A 19,898-nucleotide genomic window follows, 5' to 3' on the forward strand; every position below is an offset into this window, starting at 1 on the left:
CAATGACCGCAAGACATGTGCTAGTTGTCGATGATGAAATCGGCATACGTGAGCTACTGTATGACATTCTGCAGGACGAAGGCTACCAGGTAAAACTGGCAGAAAACGCGGCGGAGGCTCGGCTTTATCGCGAACAGATGCGTCCTGATCTGGTGCTGCTGGATATCTGGATGCCGGATTGTGATGGTATCAGCCTGCTGAAAGAGTGGGGGAATAGCGGCCTGCTCACCATGCCGGTGGTCATGATGTCCGGTCATGGTACGATTGATACCGCGGTGGAGGCTACCCGCATCGGTGCTTTTGATTTCCTGGAAAAGCCTATCGCCCTGCAAAAGCTGCTGAAAACCGTCAGTGCCGCGTTAAAGCACGGTGAGCAATTGCCGCGTTCTGACATGACCTTGCTCAACCTCGGCAAGAGTCCGGTGATCAGCGAGCTGCGTCAGCGCCTGGAGCAGATTGCAGGCGTCAAGACGCCGCTACTCCTGATCGGCGAGCAAGGCAGTGGTGCCGAGTTATGCGCCAAGTTTCTGCATACCCCGGATACTCCCTGGCTCAGTCTTACCGATTATGAGCAGCTGGCTACCGCTCCGCTGGATATTCTGGAGCAGATTCAGGAGGGAATGCTCTTCATTCCAGAGGTGGCCGACCTCAGCAAAAACCAGCAAAAAGGCCTGCAGCTCTTATTGGCGCGCGCGGACAAGTATGGCGCCCGCGTCGTGTGTGTTACGGCTAAAAGCCTGCCGCAACTGGTCGTTGCCGGGCGATTCGATAACTTGTTATTGCAGGCTATCTCCGCTACCAGTCTGCGTATTCCCAACTTGTCCGACCATCGTGAGGATATTCCAGACCTGGCGCGCGCCATGGCTGCGCTGCTGGTCGATGGTGGTGAGGTGCTTTACCGCGAGTTTGATGTGGCGGCGCTGAATGCCCTGCGCAATGCAGAGTGGCCGGGCAATATCACACAGCTGGATAGCGTAATTCGTAACCTGATGCAGACCAGCCTCGGTGAGAAAATCACTTTGGCGGATGTAAACCGCGTGCTGGAGCAGTTTGCGGCATTTCAGGCGGCACTGCCTATTGTTGAGAGCTCTCCTGCCAGTGCAGGCCTCGCGGCCTTGAACATTGACAAGCCCTTGCGCGAAGCCCGCGATGATTTTGAGCGCCTGTATTTTGAGCATCATCTGGTCAAGGCCGGGCATAACATGAGCCGTGTGGCGGAGGCAGTGCAGCTGGAGCGCACGCATCTTTACCGCAAGCTGAAGCAGCTGGGTATCAAGGCAAAATAAACCGGGCAGCAAGTCAGCGAGGGCTGACTTTGCTTGCCCGCGTGTTGCTGCGTCTGGGTTTCAGTGGTTTGGTTCGCATGGCCGCCGCATAAGCCTTGCGCGCCCAGCTGGCTGCCAGGTCGCGATCCTCCAGAATGAAATCCGGGGCTTGATAGTAGGGCAGGGCAATCCAGCGGCCCTGCTTTTCATATCCGAACCTGGGCAGGGCGAGGGCTTCAAAGTCACCAGCATTTTCAGCATCTGCCTTGAGGTACACGGCATCTTCAAATACCAGACCGAAGGTCAGTCCTTGATGATAGAGCGCATGGCCACCAAACATTCGCCGAATGCTGATGGGGCCAAACAGCGCAAATATATCGGGCAGGTAGTCGGTAAATTCGCTCATCACGTTTCAGGGTTGAATACAGGCTTGCTCAGCAGGTTTTCAACGTCATTTATCGCAGTGTCAGTCTTGCTCGGATAGTTCTAATACTACCGGCGTATGATCCGATGGCCGCTCCAGCTTGCGCGGGGCCTTGTCTATCCAGCTTGCCTTGCAGGCGGTCAGCAATGGTGTACTGACCAGTATGTGGTCAATGCGCAGCCCCAGATTGCGCCGGAAACCCGCCATGCGGTAATCCCACCAGCTGAAGCTGGCTTCTGGTTGCTCGAATAAACGGAACGTATCATGCAGGCCCAAACCGACCAGCCCCTGAAACGCGGTGCGTTCTGGCTCGCTGACCAGCACCTGGCCTAGCCAGGCCGCGGGGTCGTGTACATCGCGGTCTTCCGGTGCAATATTGTAATCACCTAGCAAGGCCAGCTTGGGGTGGGCTACCAGCTCTGCCTGCAGATGCGTGGTGAGTGAGGCCAGCCAATTGAGCTTGTATTGATATTTATCCGAATCAAGACTTTGCCCATTGGGAATATAAGCGCAGACGATGCGTATGCCTCTAACCGTCGCGGCAATCAGCCTCTTTTGCTCATCGGCAAAGTCAGGAATGCCATAGCTCGGATGTTCCAGTACATGGCGGCTGAGAATCGCCACCCCATTATAGGTTTTCTGGCCGCTATGGATGGCGTTATAGCCAATGGCGGTCAGCGCTTCATAGGGGAATTTGCTGTCTTCCTGCTTGGTTTCCTGCAAGCAAAGCACATCGGGCTGATTGGCCGTGCACCAGTCCAGCACATGGGGCAGGCGAACGTTGAGCGAGTTAACATTCCAGGTGGCGAGTTTCACGTAAAGCTCCTGTGGATGCGTGGGCGCATCTCTTGGTGGGTGCCGTTGACCAGGGTCGAGGCGTGTTTAAGGGGATTTGGTCTCGGCGGCCGGTTGTTTGTCAGCGACCTTGGCCGCCTTGGATGGTTTTTTGAAGTCCGCCATCGGGTTACTGCGTGGGTAGCCGGCTTGATCCAGTGCACTGTTCCAGGTGGACTCCTCAAACCCCAGATGCGGGTTCTTGCCCACCATCAGGAAAGGCACTTGCAAGCGGCCAGTGAGTTTCTGCAATTCCAGCTTGTCCTCGTCCTTGTTCTTCAGGGTGTAGGGCGCGCCCCGCTTGTCCAGCAAGGCTTTGGCCTGATCGCATGGACTTGCGCATTCCTTGAAGATATACAGGATAAGGGGATTTTTTTCGACGGCCACCTTGATTTCATAAGGCTCTTTGTCGGTTTCCACCACATTCAGGTTTTGCTTCAGCTTTTCTACCGAGCGATTTTTTGCTGGCGGAGTATCCCCATAATTCACGCTTTCGGCATCGGTCCATTTGTATACATCCCCCAGGCAACTGGGGGCGCTGCAGAGAGCGATCAGGAGCAATGCACGAAAGCGCATCATGGTGGTGTTCCCTTAGGTAGTCATGCCGTTGTGGCGCAATAGCGCATCAATATCAGGTGCACGGCCACGGAATGCAATAAAGGATTGCAACGCCGGGCGTGAGCCGCCTTGTGCCAGAATCTCATCCCAGAAACGGCGGCCTGTTTCTTCGGATAATACCCCGTTTTCTTCAAACAGGCTGTAGGCATCGGCAGACAGCACTTCGGCCCACTTGTAGCTGTAATAGCCAGCACCGTAGCCGCCCGCAAAAATATGCGAGAAGTTATTGGGGAAGCGATTCCATTTTGGTGGGCGCACCACAGCCACTTCGTCGCGGACTTCCTCAATCAGGTCCAGCGAGGTCTTGCTGCTATTCGGGTCAAAGTCGCCATGCAGGCGCATGTCGAACAAGGAAAACTCGATCTGGCGCACGGTCTGCATACCAGCCTGGAAATTCTTGGCGGCGATCATCTTGTCGAACAGGTCACGCGGCAATTGCGCCCCGGTCTCCACATGCTTGGTCATGTGACGTAGTACATCCCACTCCCAGCAGAAGTTTTCCATGAACTGGCTGGGCAGTTCCACTGCATCCCATTCCACGCCCTTGATGCCGGAAACGCCATAATCATCCACCTGCGTCAGCATGTGGTGCAGGCCATGTCCAAATTCATGGAACATGGTAATGACTTCATCATGGGTGAACAGCGCAGGTTTGTCGCCGACCGGGGCCGAGAAATTGCAGGTGAGGAAAGCCACAGGCGTTTCAACACCATGCGATTTTTTACGGCGCGTAATCGCTTCGTCCATCCAGGCGCCGCCACGCTTGTTGTTGCGGGCATAAAGATCGAGGTAGAACTGGCCTACCAGCTTGCCCTGATGGTCGGTTATTTCGTAGAACTCGGCATTGTCGTGCCATACCGGCGCATTTGACTTGCGCACATGCACGCCAAAAATGGTCTCCGTGACCTTGAACAGGCCATGCAGCACTTGCTCTTCCGGGAAGTACTGTTTCACTTCCTGGTCGGAGAAGGCATATTTTTCTTCGCGCAGTTTTTCCGAAGCGTAGGCAATATCCCAGGCTTGCAGCTCGGTGAGCCCGAGCTTGCTGGCGGCGTATTCGCGCAGCTCCTGCATGTCACGTTCGGCAAACGGCTTGGCACGTACGGCCAGGGTTTGCAGAAACTCTTCAACCTGTGCCGGGCTTTCGGCCATCTTGGTGGCGAGCGATTCTTCAGCGTAATTGCGATAGCCCAGCATGACAGCAGCCTCATGCCGTAGCTTGAGTATGCTGGAGATCAGCGCAGTGTTGTCCCACTCTGGCTTGCCAAACTCCGACGCACGCGTGGCATAGGCGCGATACAGCTGTTCACGCAATGCACGGTCGTCGGCATATTGCAGCACAGGCATGTAGGAAGGGAAATGCAGGGTGAATTTCCAGCCCGTCTTGCCATCTTCGCGGGCGGCATCCTTGGCCGCTTGCAAGGCATCCTGGGGAATGCCGCGCAGGGTATCGGCCTGGTCGATATATAGACTGAAGTCGTTGGTGGTATCGAGCAGGTTTTCCTCAAACTTGGCGGACAGCGTGGATAACTCTTCCTGTATGGCCTTGAAACGGGCTTTTTGATCATCTGGCAATTCAGCGCCACCCAGGCGGAAGTCGCGCAACTCGTTGTCGACGATTTTGCGTTGGGCCGGGTTTAATGACTGGTAGCCTGCGCTCTCACGCAGGGCACGAAAGCGCGCATACAGGCGCTCATCCTGCGAGAGATCGGCATAAAAAGCGGTCAGCTTGGGCAGGTTGTCGTTGTAGGCTTCGCGCAGTTCCGGGCTGTTGACCACGGCATTCATGTGCGACACCTGGGACCATGCACGCGAAATCTGCTCTTCCATGTCCTCCATCGGGCGCACGAAGTTTTCCCAGGTGGGCGTTTCGGTGGCGCTCGCCAGTTGCTCCAGTATGGAACGGCCCTGATCAAGCAGGCGATCAATGGCCGGGGTGACATGGTCGGCTTGCACTTCATTGAAGCGTGGCAGGCCGGAAAAATCCAGCAACGGGTTATCTTGCAAAGCCTTGTCGTTCACGTGAGCCATCCTTCGGTAATGCGGGTTAATCAAAAATTCGGTATCAAAAATTCAGGGATTAGTTAATCAGGCGCAGAGTAAACGGGTAACGGTAAGTCTCTCCGCGGCTGGCGGCAACGGCAGCCAGAAAGCTGAACACAATATTCAGCAGCCATACAACTCCCATGAGCAAAAATCCGACCAGAATGAAAATAAGCGCGGAGCTGATGGCCTGGGCGATCAGCACCGTAATCTGAAAATTCAGGGCTTCACGCGATTGCTGGCTGATGTAGGGACTATCGTTGCGTTTCAGCAGCCAGACAATCAGGCTGGGAAAAACGGAAAACAGAATACCGCCCAGGTGCGTCAGCACCATGATATTCAAATCGTCTGCCGGAACATCCTGTGGTTCGCGCTCGTGTTCTAGGTCTGTCATATCGTTATCTCCTTTACTGGAGATTCAGTTTTTGTAGCAAAGGTTCCACCCGATCAATATCCTGGGTGCCCAGAATCTTGCGCGCTACCGGGGTGATCAGGGGTAAATCGCTCTGTAGGATTTCGCGTTTTACCGTCAAGATCTGCGATGGATGCATGGAGAACTGACGCAAGCCAAAGCCGAGCAACAGCCGTGCCAGCTTGGCTTCGCCAGCCATTTCGCCGCAGACGGATACGGGCTTGCCCAGCTTGTTGCCGGCGCGTATGGTCATCTCCACCAGCTGCAGCACAGCGGGATGCAATGGGTTATACAGGTGGGAGACCGTGTCATCGGTACGATCAATCGCCAGCGAGTACTGGATGAGATCGTTGGTGCCGATGGAAAGAAAATCCAGCTCGCGGGCAAAGGCCTCGGCGCACAACGCCGCTGCCGGGATTTCAATCATGCCGCCGACCTGGATGTTTTTGTCGTAATGGGCTTTTTCCGTGTCCAGGCTATGTTTGGCCCGCTCTATCAGCACCAAGGTTTGCCGCAGCTCGGTAATCGATGACAGCATGGGGATCAGTATCTTGATCTTGCCGTAATGCGAGGCACGCAAAATGGCGCGCAGCTGCGTCAGGAAAATGGCGGGTTCTGACAGACACAGGCGAATGGCACGCAGCCCTAGGGCCGGGTTGGTGCAGGTACGGGCGGTGTCCGGATTCATTTCCTTGTCCGCGCCCAGATCCAGCGTACGGATGGTGACGGGTAAATCTTTCATGGCCTCAGCCACGCTGCGATACGCCTGGAATTGCTCTTCCTCACTGGGCATCTCGCGCCGGTTCATGAACAGAAATTCAGTGCGATACAGGCCAATACCGGTGGCGCCAGCCGCTTTGGCATGGCTCACATCCTCCGGCACTTCAATGTTGGCATGCAGTTCAATGCTGGTGCCATCCAGTGTCACCGCTTTGGTGAGCTTGAGGCGCTTCAGCTTCTGCTGCTCGATTTCCCATTGTTCTTGCCGCAGCTTGTATTCGGCCAGGGTGTCCTTGTCCGGATTGACAATGACCACACCCTGGTTGCCATCGACGATGATCAGTTCGCCATCGCGCACCAGCGTGCGTGCCCGTTGCAGGGCGACGATGGAGGGAATGTTCAGGCTACGTGCCAGAATCGCCGTATGCGAGGTGGCTCCACCCACGTCGGTGATGAACGCCGCGAACTGATGCTGCTTGAACTGAATGGCATCGGCGGGTGAGAGATCATGCGCCACCAGGATAATGGCGCTCTCTTGTGAGCGCAGGGGCACCTGGCTCGGATGGCCGAGCAGGACCTTGATAATCCGCTCGACGACTTGAATCACATCCTGTTTGCGCTCGCGCAGGTATTCGTCTTCAAATTTCTCGAACTGGGCAACCAGGTCTTCCATCTGCTGCTTGAGCGCCCATTCGGCATTGCAGCCCTCTGCCTTGATCATCTGCTTGGGCGTTTCAGACAGGGCATGATCCTGCAGGATCATCAAATGCGTGCTGATGAAGGCGCTGAGCTCAGGTGGTGCTTTTTCCGGCAGCAAGCGGCGCACGGTTTCAAGATCGTGCTTGACCGTTTTCACCGCCTTGTCAAAGCGGATGATTTCGTCGGCAATCAGGGCCTTGGGCACCTGGAAATGCACGACCTCAAGCAAGGCATGCGAGACCAGATGGGCATGGCCAATGGCAATGCCGCTGGATACGCCAACGCCGTGGATGGAAAAACTGACTTTAGAAGCGGGGCTGGGGGCGGCCACGATGAACTTATTCCGGTTCGCCAAACTTGCCCGAGATCAGGGTCACCAGTGCATTCATGGCGGCCTCTTCATCGGCACCATTGGTTTCCAGCACAATCTTGCTGCCCTTGCTGGCGGCCAGCATCATGACCCCCATGATGCTCTTGGCATTGACTCTTCTACCGTTGCGCTCGATCCAGATTTCGCTGCCAAACTGGCTGGCGGTTTGCGTCAGCTTGGTGGATGCGCGTGCGTGCAGGCCGAGTTTATTGATGATTTCTATTTCTTGTTTAGTCATGGTGCTTGCATGCTTCCTCAGTAAAATGGATAACGCCTTCGCTACCCCCGCTCAATGCTTTTTGTACCAATAGCTGAATATCGCCGTTACGGTAAGTCAGTGTGCGCACCAGCATGGGCAGGTTCACCCCGGCCACGCCTTCTACCCGCCCGGGCTTCAGCAATTTGCCCACCATATTACATGGGGTCGCCCCGTAAATGTCCGAGAGGATCAGCACACCGCTGCCCTCGTCCAGCTCATTCACCAGCTGCTGCGCCTGCGGCAGCATGGCTGCGGGATCATCGTGGGTGCCTATGCCCAGTTGCTTGAGCAATGGTGGGCGTGTACCCATCACATGACTGGCGCAATGTATCAGGCTCTCACCCAATGTGCCGTGCGCAATAATCAGTATACCTATCATGAAAGCGTCCTGTTGCCGGGGTCCGGCATCGTGAATTTGAACAAGCCTGCTTACTCCAGCTCGCGGTGCCTGATCAGCACTTTTTGTTGTTTATCCTTGAAGTACTGACTCAGCTGCTCGACAAAAAATACCGAGCGATGCTGGCCGCCGGTGCAGCCTATCGCTACCGTCAGGTAGCTGCGATGGTCGCCATCAAAGCAGGGCAGCCAGCGCTCTACATAGCCGCGTATATCCTGCAGCATGTCCAATGCCATGGGCTGTTGCCGCAAAAAGTCCTGCACCGGCGCATCCTTGCCGGTGAGTGGGCGCAGTACCGGATCGTAATGGGGGTTGGGCAAGCAGCGCACGTCAAACACAAAATCGGCATCCAGCGGTATGCCATGCTTGAAGCCGAAGGAGACAAACAACAGTGTCATCCCCGTGCTTTGCTGCACGACAAAATCCCGTACCCAGTTGCGCAGAGTGTTGGCGCTGAGGTTGCTGGTGTCGATGCGGTGATCGAGGTTCACCAGCCGGTTCAATAGCTGACGTTCGTATTCTATGCTTTCGGCCAGCGTGGTTTTTTCATCGCTGAGTGGGTGGCGCCGCCGCGTTTCGCTGAAGCGCTTGACCAGGGTTTCGGCGTTGGACTCCAGATAGAGCACCTGCACCGAGATCCCTTTGTCGCGTAATGCCTGGATGTTTTCCGGCAAGGTTTCCAGCGCTGCACTGCGGGTGTCTATGCTGATCGCCACGCGTTGCTGGGTGGCGGGCGCCAGATGTTCGGAAATCTGGGGCAGCAGGGTAGCGGGCAGATTGTCTATGCAATAAAAGCCGGCGTCTTCCAGGGCGCGCAGCACAATGCTTTTGCCCGAGCCGGAAAGGCCGGTGACGATGATAAGACGCATGCTGCTGGTGGCCACGCTTAGCTCTCCACTTGCTGCTGGCGTTTCATGGCTTTGCTCATCTCGCGGTGCTGGCGCTGCATGAATTGCTTGGTGCCGTTAATGCCGCGTAGCAGCAGCATATGGTTGCGCACGGCGACTTCGACCAGTACCGCAATGTTGCGGCCGGCTGCCACGGGAATCATGACTTTGGGGATTTTCACGCCCAGTATTTTTTCGTGATGCGATTTGATCTTGAGCCTGTCCAGCAATTGCGGGGCCAGGGTGTCGGCCATCTCAAGCTGGATGATGAGGTCGAGCGGCTTGGTAGGCTTGACGGCATTGTCACCAAACAGGGCGCGGATGTTCAGAATGCCGAGGCCACGCACTTCCAGGAAATCCTGCAGGATCGGGGGGCAGCGTCCCTCAAGCCGGTCCGGCGCAATACGATAGAAATCGACAATATCATCCGCCACCAGGCGATGTCCGCGCGAAATCAGTTCCAGCGCAAGTTCGCTTTTACCAATGGCCGGGTTGCCTTTGATGAGAATGCCAAAGCCCTGCACCTCTATGAAGACGCCGTGCGAGCTTTCGGATTCGGCGACGGCTTGCGCCAGATAATGGCTCAATACATCCATCAGCCCAGGGCTGCGCATGGGCGAGGTAAACAGGGGGGTCTGGAAATCGTCAGAGGCCGCGTTCAGTTCGATCGGTGGCTTTTCACCATTGGCAACGACGACGGCGGCAAGGTCAGTGGAAAACAGATTGTGGATGGCTTTCTTGAGCTCCTGCTTGGGCAGGCTGCGCAAGTAATCCATCTCGGCACACCCCAGCACCTGCACGCGGTTGGGATGTACAAAATTCAGGTGCCCGATCAGTGCCAGCGAGGGCTTGGTCACCGTTTCACTGGTGAGCAGGTTTTCACCGCCATTCAGCCCGGAAACCCAAGTGAGCTTGAGATTGCGGCGCATATCCCGGTAAAGCTGTGCAACACTGATGGTAGCCATATGATTACCTTATGTTAGGCAGGGGCAAGGCAGCTAGCGGTGAGTAAGAGAACACGCCATTGTCTTGCCCCCGATTAGACCTTTATTCCGCCGCCGCCTGGTGCTTGAGGGCACCGTTGGCTTTGTGATGGTCGCTTACTTTTTCCTTATGCTTCAGAACCTGGCGGTCCAGCTTGTCAGCGAGCGCGTCAATCGCGCCGTACATGTTTTCACCGCTGCTTTCAGCATGGATATCGTGCCCCGGCACATGAATGGTGGCTTCCACTTTCTGCGCCAGCTTCTCTACGCTCATGGTGACTTTGACGTCAATCACATGGTCGAAGTGGTTACTCACGCGCTCAAGCTTGCTCTGCACATATTCGCGCAGGGCAGGGGTAACGTCGAGATGGTGTCCGGTGAGATGCAGGTTCATGATTTACTCCTTCAGGTAAAACGCAGATCAAAGCGATCTGCGCTGGTTGGCCGCGGGTATCTGCAAAGACTCGCGGTATTTGGCAATGGTGCGACGAGCAACCACGATGCCCTGTTTGCCCAGAATGTCCGTGATCTGGTTATCCGACAGCGGCTTTTTCGGGTTCTCTTCGCCGACCATTTGTTTGATCAGGGCGCGTATGGCGGTGGCGGAGCAAGCGCCCCCGGATTCGGTGGCAACATGGCTGCCAAAGAAATATTTAAGCTCGTAAACACCACGTGGTGTGAGCATGTACTTGCGTGTGGTGACGCGTGAAACCGTGGATTCATGGAGGCCCAGCTCATCGGCAATCTCGCGCAATACCAGAGGGCGCATGGCGACCTCCCCGTGCTCAAAGAAATTGCGCTGGCGATCTACAATCGCCTGAGAAACGCGCAGGATGGTCGAGAAGCGCTGCTGGATGTTTTTGATCATCCACTTGGCTTCCTGCATCTGGCTCATCAGATATTGGCTCGAGCTTTCGCGGTTGCGCTTGAGGATGCCGGCATACAGCTGGTTGATACGCAGCTTGGGCACGACTTCATCATTTAAATGGGCAAGCCAGACGCCTTTGATTTTCTTCACCACGATTTCATGCTGAATATAGTGATCGGAGGTGATTTTGCTGAATTCGCCACCTGGACGCGGGTTGAGTTGCAGTACCAGCTGTTGCACTTCACGCAAAATGTCATCGTCGCAGGCCAGCAATTTTTTCAGTTTTGCGTAATCGCGGGCTGCTAGCAACGGCAAGTGGGTTTCGGCAACCTTGATGGCGAGATCCACATAAGGCGTATCTGGTGGCAAAGCGCGCAATTGCAAGGAAAGGCACTCCGCCAGATTGCGCGCACCTATGCCCGGTGGGTCCAGGTTCTGGATATGCTTGAGCGCAGTTTGCAGCTCCAGCATGTCGATCTCGAGTTCCGGCGGCAGCATGTCTGCCAGCTCTTCCAGCGACTGCTCCAGATAGCCGTCATCGGTAATGGTGTCGACCAGCAGCATGGACAAGGTCTGGTCACGTTCGGACAGCGGCAACAGCTTGAGTTGGCCTAGCAGATGGTCGCGCAGACTGAGGCTGACGGCTTCCTGGTAGCTGAAGTCATTGTCATCGTCGTTGCCGGAGCTGCTGTCTTCCCAGCGGTTACTGCTGCTACTGCTGCCGAATTCAAAATAATCATCACCACCAAAATCATCCTGGCGGGGCGCTTCTTCTGGCGTTGCGGCAACGCTGGGCTCTGGCGTAACGGGTGCCGAAATGAAATTGTCCGGGATTTCCAGCGGTTCTTCGATCTTGTCGGCGCGTTCCAGCAATGGATTCGCCTGCAACAGGGTTTCCAGCTCCTGATTGAGCTCCTGTGTGGATAGCTGCAACAAGCGGATAGACTGCTGCAACTGCGGAGTCAGCGCCAGGTGTTGCGAAAATTTGAGTTGTAAGCTTTGCTTCATACGTGGGGGCCGCCAAATGTGTGCTTAAAGGCGGAAGTCCTTACCAAGATACACTTCTCTTACGCTATCGTTGTGAATAATTTCGCTGGGCTTGCCTGCCGCGAATACCCGTCCTTCATTAACGATGTAGGCGCGGTCGCAAATGCCCAGGGTTTCGCGCACGTTATGGTCGGTGATCAGCACGCCAATATTGCGCTCGGTCAAAAAGCGGATGATCTTCTGAATATCCAGCACGGCGATCGGGTCGATCCCGGCAAATGGCTCATCCAGCAGGATAAAGCTAGGGTTCGTGGCCAGGCAGCGTGCGATTTCCACACGGCGGCGCTCACCGCCGGACAGGCTGACTGCCATGCTGTTGCGGATATGGGTAATATGCAGTTCCTGTAACAGCGACTCCAGCTGGTTTTCCATCTGTTCTGGCGCCAGTTTCTGCAATTCCAGAATGGCCATGATGTTTTCGGCCACGGTCATCTTGCGGAAAATCGACGGCTCCTGTGGCAGGTAAGCCAAACCCAGGCGAGCACGACGGTGTATGGGCAGGCGGCTCAGGTCCTTGCCATCCAGCAAGATGCGGCCATCGTCCAATGCCACCAGGCCGACCATCATGTAAAAACTGGTGGTCTTGCCTGCGCCGTTGGGGCCCAGCAAGCCCACGACTTCGCCGCTATTGAGTTGCAGCGAAATATCCTGCACCACCGTGCGGGATTTATATTTCTTGCGTAGACCTTCTACAATTAATTGGCTCATGTTTACTCAGGTATTTCGTGTTGCAGGCAACGGGGCAACAGGGTTGTCCAGCCGACTCAATTGGGCGCCGCGCCATCCGCGCCGGCTGCCGGTTTCTTCTTGGGCTGGATAACGGCCCGTACTCGACCACTTGGTGTGGCAGGGGTTGCAGCCTGGCTGCCGCCGCCAATCACCTCGGCGTATTCGGCGTTTGCGTCATACATGATGTAGTCACCATGCACGATATCATCGCCCTTTTTTACCCAGGCCTTGGTGTAGAGCTGTACCTTATCCATACGTCCATCGTACTCGATACGTTGACCACTGCCTTCCATATATTCGCTTTTCCCTTCCATTTTCTGCTTGAAGGTGGAGGGAGTTTGCGGATTGCCGTAGGTGGTGCTGTGCTGAAAGCCTTCCTTATCCTCGCGGACGACCAATTTATCGCCACGAATCATCAGCGTGCCCTGCGTGAGAATCACATTCCCGGTATAGATGCTGGTTTTTTTCGCATCGTTCACGGTGACGGCATCTGCTTCCAGATTGATGGGCTTGTCCTTGTCCGCCTTTTCGGCATGGGCAGGCAGGCAGGCCATCATCAAAAGTAGCGGCAAAAGGCTACGGTGCAGCAGGGTTGTCATATTTTCTCCGGATCCGGGCTTGGTTATTGGTACTGGTGGTTCGTTTATCCTGTGTCGCCTGTTTTTTGGCAGGGCTGGCTGTGGCCTTCGCTTTTTTCTGTGGCGCAGCTTTGCTGGCTTTTGCCGGGGCACTGGCTGGCGCCTTGTTGGCGGCCTTTTTGGTAGCGCTAGGTGGCAGATAATGTGTACGCACACGACCACGCAGATTCACGGTCTGATTTTTCTTGTTGAATACCATGCCATTCGCATGAATCACGGTTTCCGGTGCCTGTGTAATGACCACGGGTTTGTCGGTAACGGCGACTTCCTGCTTAGGGAACATCTTGAGATATTGGGTACGAACGGTCATTTCCCCTTTATCCTTGGATGCTTGGCGGACCACAATTACATTATCCATGAATTCCACGGTCTCGCCATCGCTGGAAACATTGCCGCGCTGCCCTTCAATCTGGGTATAGGGCTTGTTGACGGCATATTGCGTAAAGCGCGGCCGTTCAAGCTCGGTGGTGTCGTCATCCGGGTAATGCTTCATCTTTACCGCAGCCAGCACATAGGCCAGCGCACCGTTGACGTTAGTCCGCGTCGTAACAAAGTTATCCAGGATGTAATCCGGATCATGGCGCAAATTGGCATCCGGCCGCCGCTCGGGAGGCTGGACACTGCGATCTATCCAGAACGTGAGCAGCGCCAACAGGGCGAGCAGCACGAGCGGAAACACAACGGTTGGACGTCCCAACATCAATCCTTACTTCAGGAACCTGGCCATCTGCGCGTCAAAAGTGCCTTGTGCCTTCATCAGCAACTCGCACACTTCACGTACGGCGCCATGGCCTGCGGGGCGGCTGGTGATGTAATGCGCGTATTCCTTGACCAGTGGCATGGCGTGCGGCACGGTAATGCCCAGGCCGCCGTAGCGAATGGGCGGGATATCAATCACATCATCCCCCATGAAGGCACATTCTTCGCGGCTGAAGCCAAATTGCGCGCGGACTTCATCAAAGGATGCGAGCTTGTCATCCACGCCCTGATGAAAATGCAGAATCCCGACATTGGCGGCGCGCTTGACGACGACCTGCGATGTGCGACCGGTGACGATCGCCATATGCACCCCAGTGGCTTTCAGCAGTTTCATGCCCAAGCCATCATGCGAATGGAAAAATTTGTATTCCTGACCATCGTCGCCCAGCCCCAGGCCGCCGTCGGTCATGACGCCGTCGACATCGAATACCACGAGTTTAATGCGCTTGGCGCGCTCTTCTACTGACAACAATTCAAACCACCTTTGCAATAAGGAGATCGTGCATGTTCAATGCCCCGATCAGGGTTCCCTGCTGATCCGTGACCAACAGGCTGGTAATTTTCTTCTGCTCCATGATGGCAACCGCATCGACTGCCAGCTGCTCCGGGCGTATTTGCTGCGGGGATGCATGCATTACATCACGCATGTATGTTTTGTTGACATCCACTTCATTTTCGAATGCCCGGCGCAAATCGCCATCGGTAAACACGCCAACCGCGTGTTGCTGTGCATCGACAATCGCCGTCATGCCCAGACCTTTGCGTGACATTTCCAGCAAGCCTTCTTTCAGGCTGGCTTCCACCCCGACACTGGGGATAGCCTCACCCGTGCGCATCACATCGCGCACATGCAGCAGCAGTTTGCGACCCAGCGTACCGCCGGGGTGTGACATGGCGAATTCTTCGACTGAAAACCCGCGTTGATCCATGACGGCAATGGCCAGCGCATCGCCCAGGGCCAGCGATGCCGTGGTGCTTGCAGTAGGCGCCAGCGCCAGTGGGCAGGCTTCTTCGGTTACATGCGCATCCAGGCTGACATCAGCCGCTTTGGCGAGAGTGGATTGCGGGTTGCCGGTAATGCTGATCAGGCGTGCACCCATGCGCTTAAGCGTTGGCAGGATCACGCGCAGCTCGTCCGCTTCGCCGGAATTGGAAAGGGCAATCACCACATCATTGCCGGTAATCATGCCGAGGTCGCCATGGCTTGCTTCGGCCGGATGGACGAAAAAAGCGGGCGTGCCGGTGCTGGCGAAGGTGGCTGCGATTTTGTTTCCTATATGACCGGATTTGCCCATGCCGGTCACCACAATGCGACCATGGCATTGTAAAATGAGTTCGACGGCACGCGTGAAGCTGTCATCCAGCCTGCGGGCTAAAGCTTCCACCTCGCGTGCTTCAATTAACAGGACTTCCCTTGCCAGATCAATCGGTGTTTTGTTCGCACCAATTTTTCGTATTTTTGATGGTTCCATACCCGGCAAGTATAAAAGGGAATGTCCGACGAATAAAGGATTTATAAGTAATCCATGCCGACTTTTGATAAAGTCGGCATAAATTTTGCCTGTAAGATTTTTCAAGGGGAGGCGTGCATGAAAAGGGTTGTGTCTGAGGATCAAGCCAGCTGCCAGAGGATATCGGTTGACGGTCAATGCATGACGGTCGGCCTAGTCTGCTTTCCCTTGCCTTCTACTCCAGACAGCCCTCTTTAAATGTTGAGTTCCTTCAAAGCCATTTTAATGCACGATACTTTACCCGCCATTCTGATACTCCTGACCAGCTCGGTGCTGGCTGTTGCCCTATTTCGTGCCTTGCGTCTGCCGGCGATGCTGGCCTATTTTCTGGTCGGGCTGGCCTTGGGGCCGCATACCTTCGGCATTCTGCCGGATACGGAAGCCAATCGTGAGCTGGCCGAGTTCGGCATCGTATTCCTAATGTTCAGTATCGGGCTGGAGTTCAGTCTGGCCCAGTTGTATGCCATGCGCAAGACCGTGCTCGGCCTCGGCGGCATGCAGGTGCTGCTGACCATGCTTGCTGTCATGATGGCCTGCATTGCCTTTGGGCTCAGCTGGGAAACCGCGTTTGTCATCGCGGGAGCCTTGTCCATGTCATCGACCGCCATTGTGTCGAAAATGCTGGTAGAAGGCCTCGAGCTGAATTCGCGCCACGGCCGTCTCTCCATCGGCGTACTCTTGTTTCAGGATATCGCCGTGGTGCCCATGCTGGTGCTGATTCCGGCGCTGGCTTCGCATGGCGGTGATCTGGGGCAGGTGTTGCTGATTTCCCTGCTAAAGGCTGCGGTCATGCTGATTATCCTGTTTGTATTTGGCAAGTCGCTGATTAATCCCTGGTTTAGCCTGGTCGCCCGCCAGCGCTCGCGTGAGCTGTTTGTGATGAATGTGCTGATGGTGACGCTGATGCTGGCATTTGCCACCAAGCTTGCCGGGCTTTCATATGCGCTGGGAGCCTTTATCGCCGGTATGCTGATTTCGGAAACCCGCTATCGCTATCAGGTGGAGTCGGATATCGCGGCGTTCCGCGACATTCTGCTCGGCCTGTTTTTCATTACCGTAGGCATGCTGCTGGATGTGCATGAGCTGGCGGCCAACCTGGGGCTGGTATTGCTGGTGACGGCCGGGTTTATCCTGTTCAAGGGCGTGCTGGTGGCGGTACTGAGTCGCGCTTTTGGGCACGAGCCTGGGGTGGCTATCCGCACCGGCATTACGCTGGCACAGGCAGGGGAATTCAGTTTTGTATTGCTGTCGCTGGGCTTGGGGCATGGCCTGATTGATGGGCAGGCCTTGCAGGTGGTGCTGGCGGCTTCGCTGATTTCCATGGTGGTGGCGCCCTTTATTATCCAGCACAACGAGCGGCTGGGCGAGTTGCTGTCGCGTAGCTATGTGCGCAATCGGGAAAAGCAGATCCACGACATCGAGAGCGTGGGCAAAGAGCTGGTTGATCACGTGATCATTTGCGGTTTCGGCCGCAGTGGCCAATATCTGGCGCGCTTTCTCAGCGAGGAAAATATTCCGTTCATTGCCTTGGATATTGACCCTTCACGGGTACGGGAAGCGGCAGCCGCAGGTGAAAACGTGATCTACGGCGATGCCGGACGGCGCGTGGTATTGGCCGCTGCCGGTGCAGCGCAGGCCAAGGCGCTGATTATCAGTTATGATGATGCGCCTTCTGCCATGAAGATTCTGCATGTGGTGGAAGACAATTACCCCAAGTTGCCAGTCATTGTTCGGACGGTGGACGATGCCAATATGGAAGGCTTCCGCAAGGCTGGCGCGGCTGAGGTTGTGCCTGAGGTGCTGGAAGGCAGTCTGATGCTGGCTTCGCATGCGCTGGTCTTGCTCGGCGTGCCGCTGAATCGCGTGGTGAAACGTATCCGCTTGTTCCGTGAGGAACGCTACAAGATGTTCCGTGGCTTCTTCCACGGCATGTCGGATCTGGATGAAGAGGCACAAGAGGTGCCCCGTCTCAATTCGGTGCTGATTACCTCTTCCGCCTATGCGCTCAACATGCGGCTGGGGGATATCAATTTCTCCGGCCTCAACGTGGAGGTGAAGTTTATCCGTCGTCTTAACCTGAAGCCATGGGCTCCCACTTCCGAGTCTGTCTTTATCGAAGGCGATGTGGTTGTTTTGCTAGGCACCCCCAAGGATCTTGTACTGGCTGAAAAAGCCTTGCTGCAAGGGCGTTAAAGTCCGACACTCTTCATTTTATTGCACCTGAATTATTCAAATCTTATGAGCCGTAACATTATCGTAGCAGGGGGCGGCATACTCGGCTGTATGACTGCCATGTCCCTGATTCAGCGTGGCCATCAGGTGACCCTGGTGGAGCGCGGCCAGATCGGCGGGCATGCGCAGGGCGAGGCATCCTGGGCGGCCGCGGGGATACTTTTTCCTCTTTTGCCATGGGCCTATGTCGAGCCGGTAAACCGGCTGGCGGTGGCCAGCATGCGTGCGTATGGCGAGCTTTGCCAGCGGCTATTGGAAGACACCGGTATAGACCCCGAGTATCAGCAGGATGGCATGCTGTTGTTGCCGGATTACAAGCGCGAGCAGGCATTGGCATGGACCAGCCAGTATGGCTTTGCCGAGCAGGCGGCGGCGCCTCCGCATAGTTTCGCGGCTGATTGGCAGGATGAGCCCATGTGGCTACCGGAAGTGGCGCATGTAAGGCCGCCGGTATTGCTGGCAGCATTGAAGCAATGGCTGCAGCAGCAGGGGGCTACCATACTGGAAAACACCGAGCTGCTGCCTTTGGCTGCCGCGCCAGAGCGAGATCACCTGACGCGCTGGCAAACGGAGGCTGGCCGTGAACTGCAGGCGGATGCCTTTGTACTGACGGCGGGAGCATGGAGTGGTTTGTTGCTGGGAGACCAGCAGCCGCTGCACATCAAGCCCATGCGTGGCCAGATGCTGCTTTACGCGCAACCGCATCAGCAGAAGCTCACGCATATTGTCTTCCGTGAAGGGTTTTATATGGTGCCGCGGCGGGATGGCCTGATCCTGGCGGGCAGTTGTCTGGAAGATGTCGGGTTCGACCACGCGGTGACTGATGACATGGGCAGGCAGCTGGCAGTCAAAGCTGCTGCCCTGTTACCTGAATTAGCGGATGCGCCTATTCTGGCGCACTGGAGTGGTTTCCGCCCCGGCTCGCCAGATAATGTGCCGACCATTGCCGCGCACCCACACTACAAAAATCTGTATATCAATAGTGGCCATTTCCGTTATGGCCTCACCATGGCCCCGGCGAGTGCGGAGCTGCTGGCGGATTTGGTGCAAGGAAGTGCTACTGAGAGTGCGCTGGCCGCTTACGCCTACCGTGCTGCCGAATAGGCGCGCGGGTAGGCGAAGGCTGTGTACGCTTACTTGAGTTGCTTGATGATTTTGTCGGTAATGTCGACGCGCTTGCCGACATAAGCGGAGGTGTTGTAAAACACGATATCGTAACCTTCGCTCTGCGCGACGGCGGTAACGGCTTTATTGATGCGATCTTGCAGATTGGCAAGTTCGTCTTTCTTGCGCTGCTCAAACTCTTCCTGCAAGGCGCGCTGGCGGCGCTCAAGGTCCACGCGCTGGTTGTTCAGCTCGCGACGCTTGGTTCTCGCCACAGTCTCCGCCATCGTCAGCGAATCTTTGCTGAAAGCGGTTTCCCGGTCTTCCAGTTGCTTGTAGGCTTGCTGCAACTCGGCATTGCGCGGCTTGAACTCGGTCTGCAGCTTTTGGCCAGTGGCCAGAAACTGGGACGACTGCATGACGGTTTGCAGATGGACGTAGCCGATCTTGATCTCGGCGCTGGCATGCATCGAGGCCAATGCCAGGGTGGCGGCGAGGGCAATATGCTTTAATGTTTTCAAACGATCTCCTTGTGACGTAGCGCATGAGCTGGCAATAGGATACCCCTTCATCCCGTCTCTTCCAAATAACGCGTCGTCGTCGTTTTGATTTATGTGTGGCTGGCGGCCTGCCAGTGGCCGGATTTTCCACCTTGTTTTTCCAGCAGTTGCACGTCTCGAATCACCATGCCACGATCCACGGCTTTACACATATCGTAAATCGTCAGCAGGGCAACGCTGGTTGCCGTCAGTGCTTCCATTTCTACGCCGGTTCGGCCCACGGTTTCCGCAGTGACCGTGCAATGGATGGTGTGCTGGCTGCTCTCAATCTCGAATTCGACTCCGACCTTGGTCAAGGCAATCGGATGGCAAAGCGGGATGAGGTCAGCGCATCGCTTGCTACCTTGAATCGCGGCAATCCGCGCGATCCCCAGCACGTCGCCTTTTTTGCTATTCCCCTCCTGAATGAGCGCCAGCGTAGCGGGCAGCATGCTGATGCTGCCCCGTGCCACGGCAATGCGCCTGGTTTCCGCTTTATCCCCGACATCGACCATATGGGCCTGTCCGCTGGGGTCAAAATGGGTGAGTTGCGTCATGAT

The 19,898-nt window shown here is 55.9% G+C and carries 22 protein-coding genes; 3 read left to right on the plus strand and 19 right to left on the minus strand.

The window, feature by feature from the left end; genetic code table 11:
• The first annotated feature begins 2 nt into the window (after window positions 1-2).
• Window positions 3-1,286, plus strand: coding sequence for a sigma-54-dependent transcriptional regulator (locus tag LG204_RS05245; protein ID WP_230336284.1), 1,284 nt, complete (start codon window positions 3-5; stop codon window positions 1,284-1,286).
• A 13-nt stretch (window positions 1,287-1,299) separates the two neighbouring features.
• On the opposite strand, the gene LG204_RS05250 is transcribed toward LG204_RS05245, so the two are convergent.
• From LG204_RS05250 to LG204_RS05330, 17 genes are all read right to left on the minus strand, one after another.
• Window positions 1,300-1,671 carry a TfoX/Sxy family protein gene (locus LG204_RS05250; protein ID WP_230336285.1) on the minus strand — a complete coding sequence of 124 codons (372 nt, stop codon included), beginning with the start codon at window positions 1,669-1,671 and terminating at the stop codon, window positions 1,300-1,302.
• A 60-nt stretch (window positions 1,672-1,731) separates the two neighbouring features.
• Window positions 1,732-2,505: an exodeoxyribonuclease III gene (xth, locus tag LG204_RS05255; protein ID WP_230336286.1), complete on the minus strand. Its 774-nt coding sequence runs from the start codon at window positions 2,503-2,505 to the stop codon at window positions 1,732-1,734.
• A 66-nt stretch (window positions 2,506-2,571) separates the two neighbouring features.
• Window positions 2,572-3,102, minus strand: a complete 531-nt coding sequence (locus tag LG204_RS05260; RefSeq protein WP_230336287.1) for a glutaredoxin family protein — start codon at window positions 3,100-3,102, stop codon at window positions 2,572-2,574.
• A gap of 12 nt (window positions 3,103-3,114) precedes the next feature.
• Window positions 3,115-5,163, minus strand: coding sequence for a M3 family metallopeptidase (locus LG204_RS05265; protein WP_230336288.1), 2,049 nt, complete (start codon window positions 5,161-5,163; stop codon window positions 3,115-3,117).
• Window positions 5,164-5,221: 58 nt separating this feature from the next.
• The gene (locus LG204_RS05270; protein ID WP_230336289.1) at window positions 5,222-5,578 is read right to left on the minus strand and encodes a DUF4870 domain-containing protein; all 357 of its coding nucleotides are present in this window, start codon (window positions 5,576-5,578) and stop codon (window positions 5,222-5,224) included.
• Between the two features lie 13 nt (window positions 5,579-5,591).
• On the minus strand, window positions 5,592-7,346 hold the full coding sequence (ptsP, locus tag LG204_RS05275) for a phosphoenolpyruvate--protein phosphotransferase (RefSeq protein WP_230336290.1): 1,755 nt from the start codon (window positions 7,344-7,346) through the stop codon (window positions 5,592-5,594).
• A gap of 7 nt (window positions 7,347-7,353) precedes the next feature.
• Window positions 7,354-7,623: an HPr family phosphocarrier protein gene (locus LG204_RS05280; protein ID WP_230336291.1), complete on the minus strand. Its 270-nt coding sequence runs from the start codon at window positions 7,621-7,623 to the stop codon at window positions 7,354-7,356.
• Window positions 7,616-8,023, minus strand: a complete 408-nt coding sequence (locus LG204_RS05285) for a PTS sugar transporter subunit IIA (RefSeq protein WP_230336292.1) — start codon at window positions 8,021-8,023, stop codon at window positions 7,616-7,618. Before LG204_RS05285 ends, LG204_RS05280 begins: the two co-directional genes overlap by 8 nt.
• Before the next feature lie 50 nt (window positions 8,024-8,073).
• The gene (gene rapZ / locus LG204_RS05290; protein ID WP_230336367.1) at window positions 8,074-8,910 is read right to left on the minus strand and encodes an RNase adapter RapZ; all 837 of its coding nucleotides are present in this window, start codon (window positions 8,908-8,910) and stop codon (window positions 8,074-8,076) included.
• 17 nt (window positions 8,911-8,927) lie between these two features.
• Window positions 8,928-9,893 carry an HPr(Ser) kinase/phosphatase gene (hprK, locus tag LG204_RS05295; protein ID WP_230336293.1) on the minus strand — a complete coding sequence of 322 codons (966 nt, stop codon included), beginning with the start codon at window positions 9,891-9,893 and terminating at the stop codon, window positions 8,928-8,930.
• Between the two features lie 82 nt (window positions 9,894-9,975).
• Window positions 9,976-10,305, minus strand: a complete 330-nt coding sequence (gene hpf / locus LG204_RS05300; RefSeq protein ID WP_013441027.1) for a ribosome hibernation-promoting factor, HPF/YfiA family — start codon at window positions 10,303-10,305, stop codon at window positions 9,976-9,978.
• A gap of 27 nt (window positions 10,306-10,332) precedes the next feature.
• A complete protein-coding gene (locus LG204_RS05305) occupies window positions 10,333-11,787 on the minus strand; it encodes an RNA polymerase factor sigma-54 (RefSeq protein ID WP_230336294.1) in 1,455 nt (484 codons plus the stop codon).
• 24 nt (window positions 11,788-11,811) lie between these two features.
• The gene (lptB, locus tag LG204_RS05310; RefSeq protein ID WP_013441029.1) at window positions 11,812-12,534 is read right to left on the minus strand and encodes an LPS export ABC transporter ATP-binding protein; all 723 of its coding nucleotides are present in this window, start codon (window positions 12,532-12,534) and stop codon (window positions 11,812-11,814) included.
• A gap of 56 nt (window positions 12,535-12,590) precedes the next feature.
• Window positions 12,591-13,154 (minus strand): lipopolysaccharide transport periplasmic protein LptA, encoded by a 564-nt coding sequence (gene lptA / locus LG204_RS05315; RefSeq protein WP_230336295.1) that lies wholly within the window; start codon window positions 13,152-13,154, stop codon window positions 12,591-12,593.
• Window positions 13,132-13,893 (minus strand): LPS export ABC transporter periplasmic protein LptC, encoded by a 762-nt coding sequence (lptC, locus tag LG204_RS05320; RefSeq protein WP_230336296.1) that lies wholly within the window; start codon window positions 13,891-13,893, stop codon window positions 13,132-13,134. The genes lptA and lptC overlap by 23 nt, the downstream gene beginning before the upstream one ends.
• 6 nt (window positions 13,894-13,899) lie before the next feature.
• Window positions 13,900-14,424, minus strand: a complete 525-nt coding sequence (locus LG204_RS05325; protein WP_013441032.1) for a KdsC family phosphatase — start codon at window positions 14,422-14,424, stop codon at window positions 13,900-13,902.
• Window position 14,425: 1 nt separating this feature from the next.
• Complete coding sequence (locus tag LG204_RS05330) at window positions 14,426-15,424, minus strand: KpsF/GutQ family sugar-phosphate isomerase (RefSeq protein ID WP_230336297.1); 999 nt, start codon at window positions 15,422-15,424, stop codon at window positions 14,426-14,428.
• Between the two features lie 264 nt (window positions 15,425-15,688).
• On the opposite strand from LG204_RS05330, the gene LG204_RS05335 reads away from it, so the two are divergent.
• Window positions 15,689-17,656: a cation:proton antiporter gene (locus tag LG204_RS05335; RefSeq protein WP_230336298.1), complete on the plus strand. Its 1,968-nt coding sequence runs from the start codon at window positions 15,689-15,691 to the stop codon at window positions 17,654-17,656.
• Window positions 17,657-17,701: 45 nt separating this feature from the next.
• Complete coding sequence (thiO, locus tag LG204_RS05340; RefSeq protein WP_230336299.1) at window positions 17,702-18,799, plus strand: glycine oxidase ThiO; 1,098 nt, start codon at window positions 17,702-17,704, stop codon at window positions 18,797-18,799.
• A gap of 29 nt (window positions 18,800-18,828) precedes the next feature.
• On the opposite strand, the gene LG204_RS05345 is transcribed toward thiO, so the two are convergent.
• On the minus strand, window positions 18,829-19,320 hold the full coding sequence (locus tag LG204_RS05345; RefSeq protein WP_230336300.1) for an OmpH family outer membrane protein: 492 nt from the start codon (window positions 19,318-19,320) through the stop codon (window positions 18,829-18,831).
• Between the two features lie 89 nt (window positions 19,321-19,409).
• Window positions 19,410-19,895 (minus strand): cyclic pyranopterin monophosphate synthase MoaC, encoded by a 486-nt coding sequence (gene moaC, locus LG204_RS05350; protein ID WP_230336301.1) that lies wholly within the window; start codon window positions 19,893-19,895, stop codon window positions 19,410-19,412.
• Window positions 19,896-19,898 lie beyond the last annotated feature (3 nt).

It is taken from the genome of Methylovorus menthalis (assembly GCF_020523625.1).
In the GTDB taxonomy this organism is placed as follows: Bacteria; Pseudomonadota; Gammaproteobacteria; order Burkholderiales; family Methylophilaceae; genus Methylovorus; species Methylovorus menthalis.

Excerpts from the sequence above, each read along its gene's own strand:
- LG204_RS05245 (WP_230336284.1), top strand. The coding sequence starts at position 3 with ATGACCGCAAGACATGTGCTAGTTGTCGATGATGAAATCGGCATACGT.
- LG204_RS05250 (WP_230336285.1), bottom strand. The coding sequence starts at position 1,671 with ATGAGCGAATTTACCGACTACCTGCCCGATATATTTGCGCTGTTTGGC.
- LG204_RS05260 (WP_230336287.1), bottom strand. The coding sequence starts at position 3,102 with ATGATGCGCTTTCGTGCATTGCTCCTGATCGCTCTCTGCAGCGCCCCC.
- LG204_RS05270 (WP_230336289.1), bottom strand. The coding sequence starts at position 5,578 with ATGACAGACCTAGAACACGAGCGCGAACCACAGGATGTTCCGGCAGAC.
- LG204_RS05280 (WP_230336291.1), bottom strand. The coding sequence starts at position 7,623 with ATGACTAAACAAGAAATAGAAATCATCAATAAACTCGGCCTGCACGCA.
- LG204_RS05285 (WP_230336292.1), bottom strand. The coding sequence starts at position 8,023 with ATGATAGGTATACTGATTATTGCGCACGGCACATTGGGTGAGAGCCTG.
- rapZ (WP_230336367.1), bottom strand. The coding sequence starts at position 8,910 with ATGCGTCTTATCATCGTCACCGGCCTTTCCGGCTCGGGCAAAAGCATT.
- hprK (WP_230336293.1), bottom strand. The coding sequence starts at position 9,893 with ATGGCTACCATCAGTGTTGCACAGCTTTACCGGGATATGCGCCGCAAT.
- hpf (WP_013441027.1), bottom strand. The coding sequence starts at position 10,305 with ATGAACCTGCATCTCACCGGACACCATCTCGACGTTACCCCTGCCCTG.
- LG204_RS05305 (WP_230336294.1), bottom strand. The coding sequence starts at position 11,787 with ATGAAGCAAAGCTTACAACTCAAATTTTCGCAACACCTGGCGCTGACT.
- lptB (WP_013441029.1), bottom strand. The coding sequence starts at position 12,534 with ATGAGCCAATTAATTGTAGAAGGTCTACGCAAGAAATATAAATCCCGC.
- lptA (WP_230336295.1), bottom strand. The coding sequence starts at position 13,154 with ATGACAACCCTGCTGCACCGTAGCCTTTTGCCGCTACTTTTGATGATG.
- lptC (WP_230336296.1), bottom strand. The coding sequence starts at position 13,893 with ATGTTGGGACGTCCAACCGTTGTGTTTCCGCTCGTGCTGCTCGCCCTG.
- LG204_RS05330 (WP_230336297.1), bottom strand. The coding sequence starts at position 15,424 with ATGGAACCATCAAAAATACGAAAAATTGGTGCGAACAAAACACCGATT.
- LG204_RS05335 (WP_230336298.1), top strand. The coding sequence starts at position 15,689 with ATGCACGATACTTTACCCGCCATTCTGATACTCCTGACCAGCTCGGTG.
- thiO (WP_230336299.1), top strand. The coding sequence starts at position 17,702 with ATGAGCCGTAACATTATCGTAGCAGGGGGCGGCATACTCGGCTGTATG.
- moaC (WP_230336301.1), bottom strand. The coding sequence starts at position 19,895 with ATGACGCAACTCACCCATTTTGACCCCAGCGGACAGGCCCATATGGTC.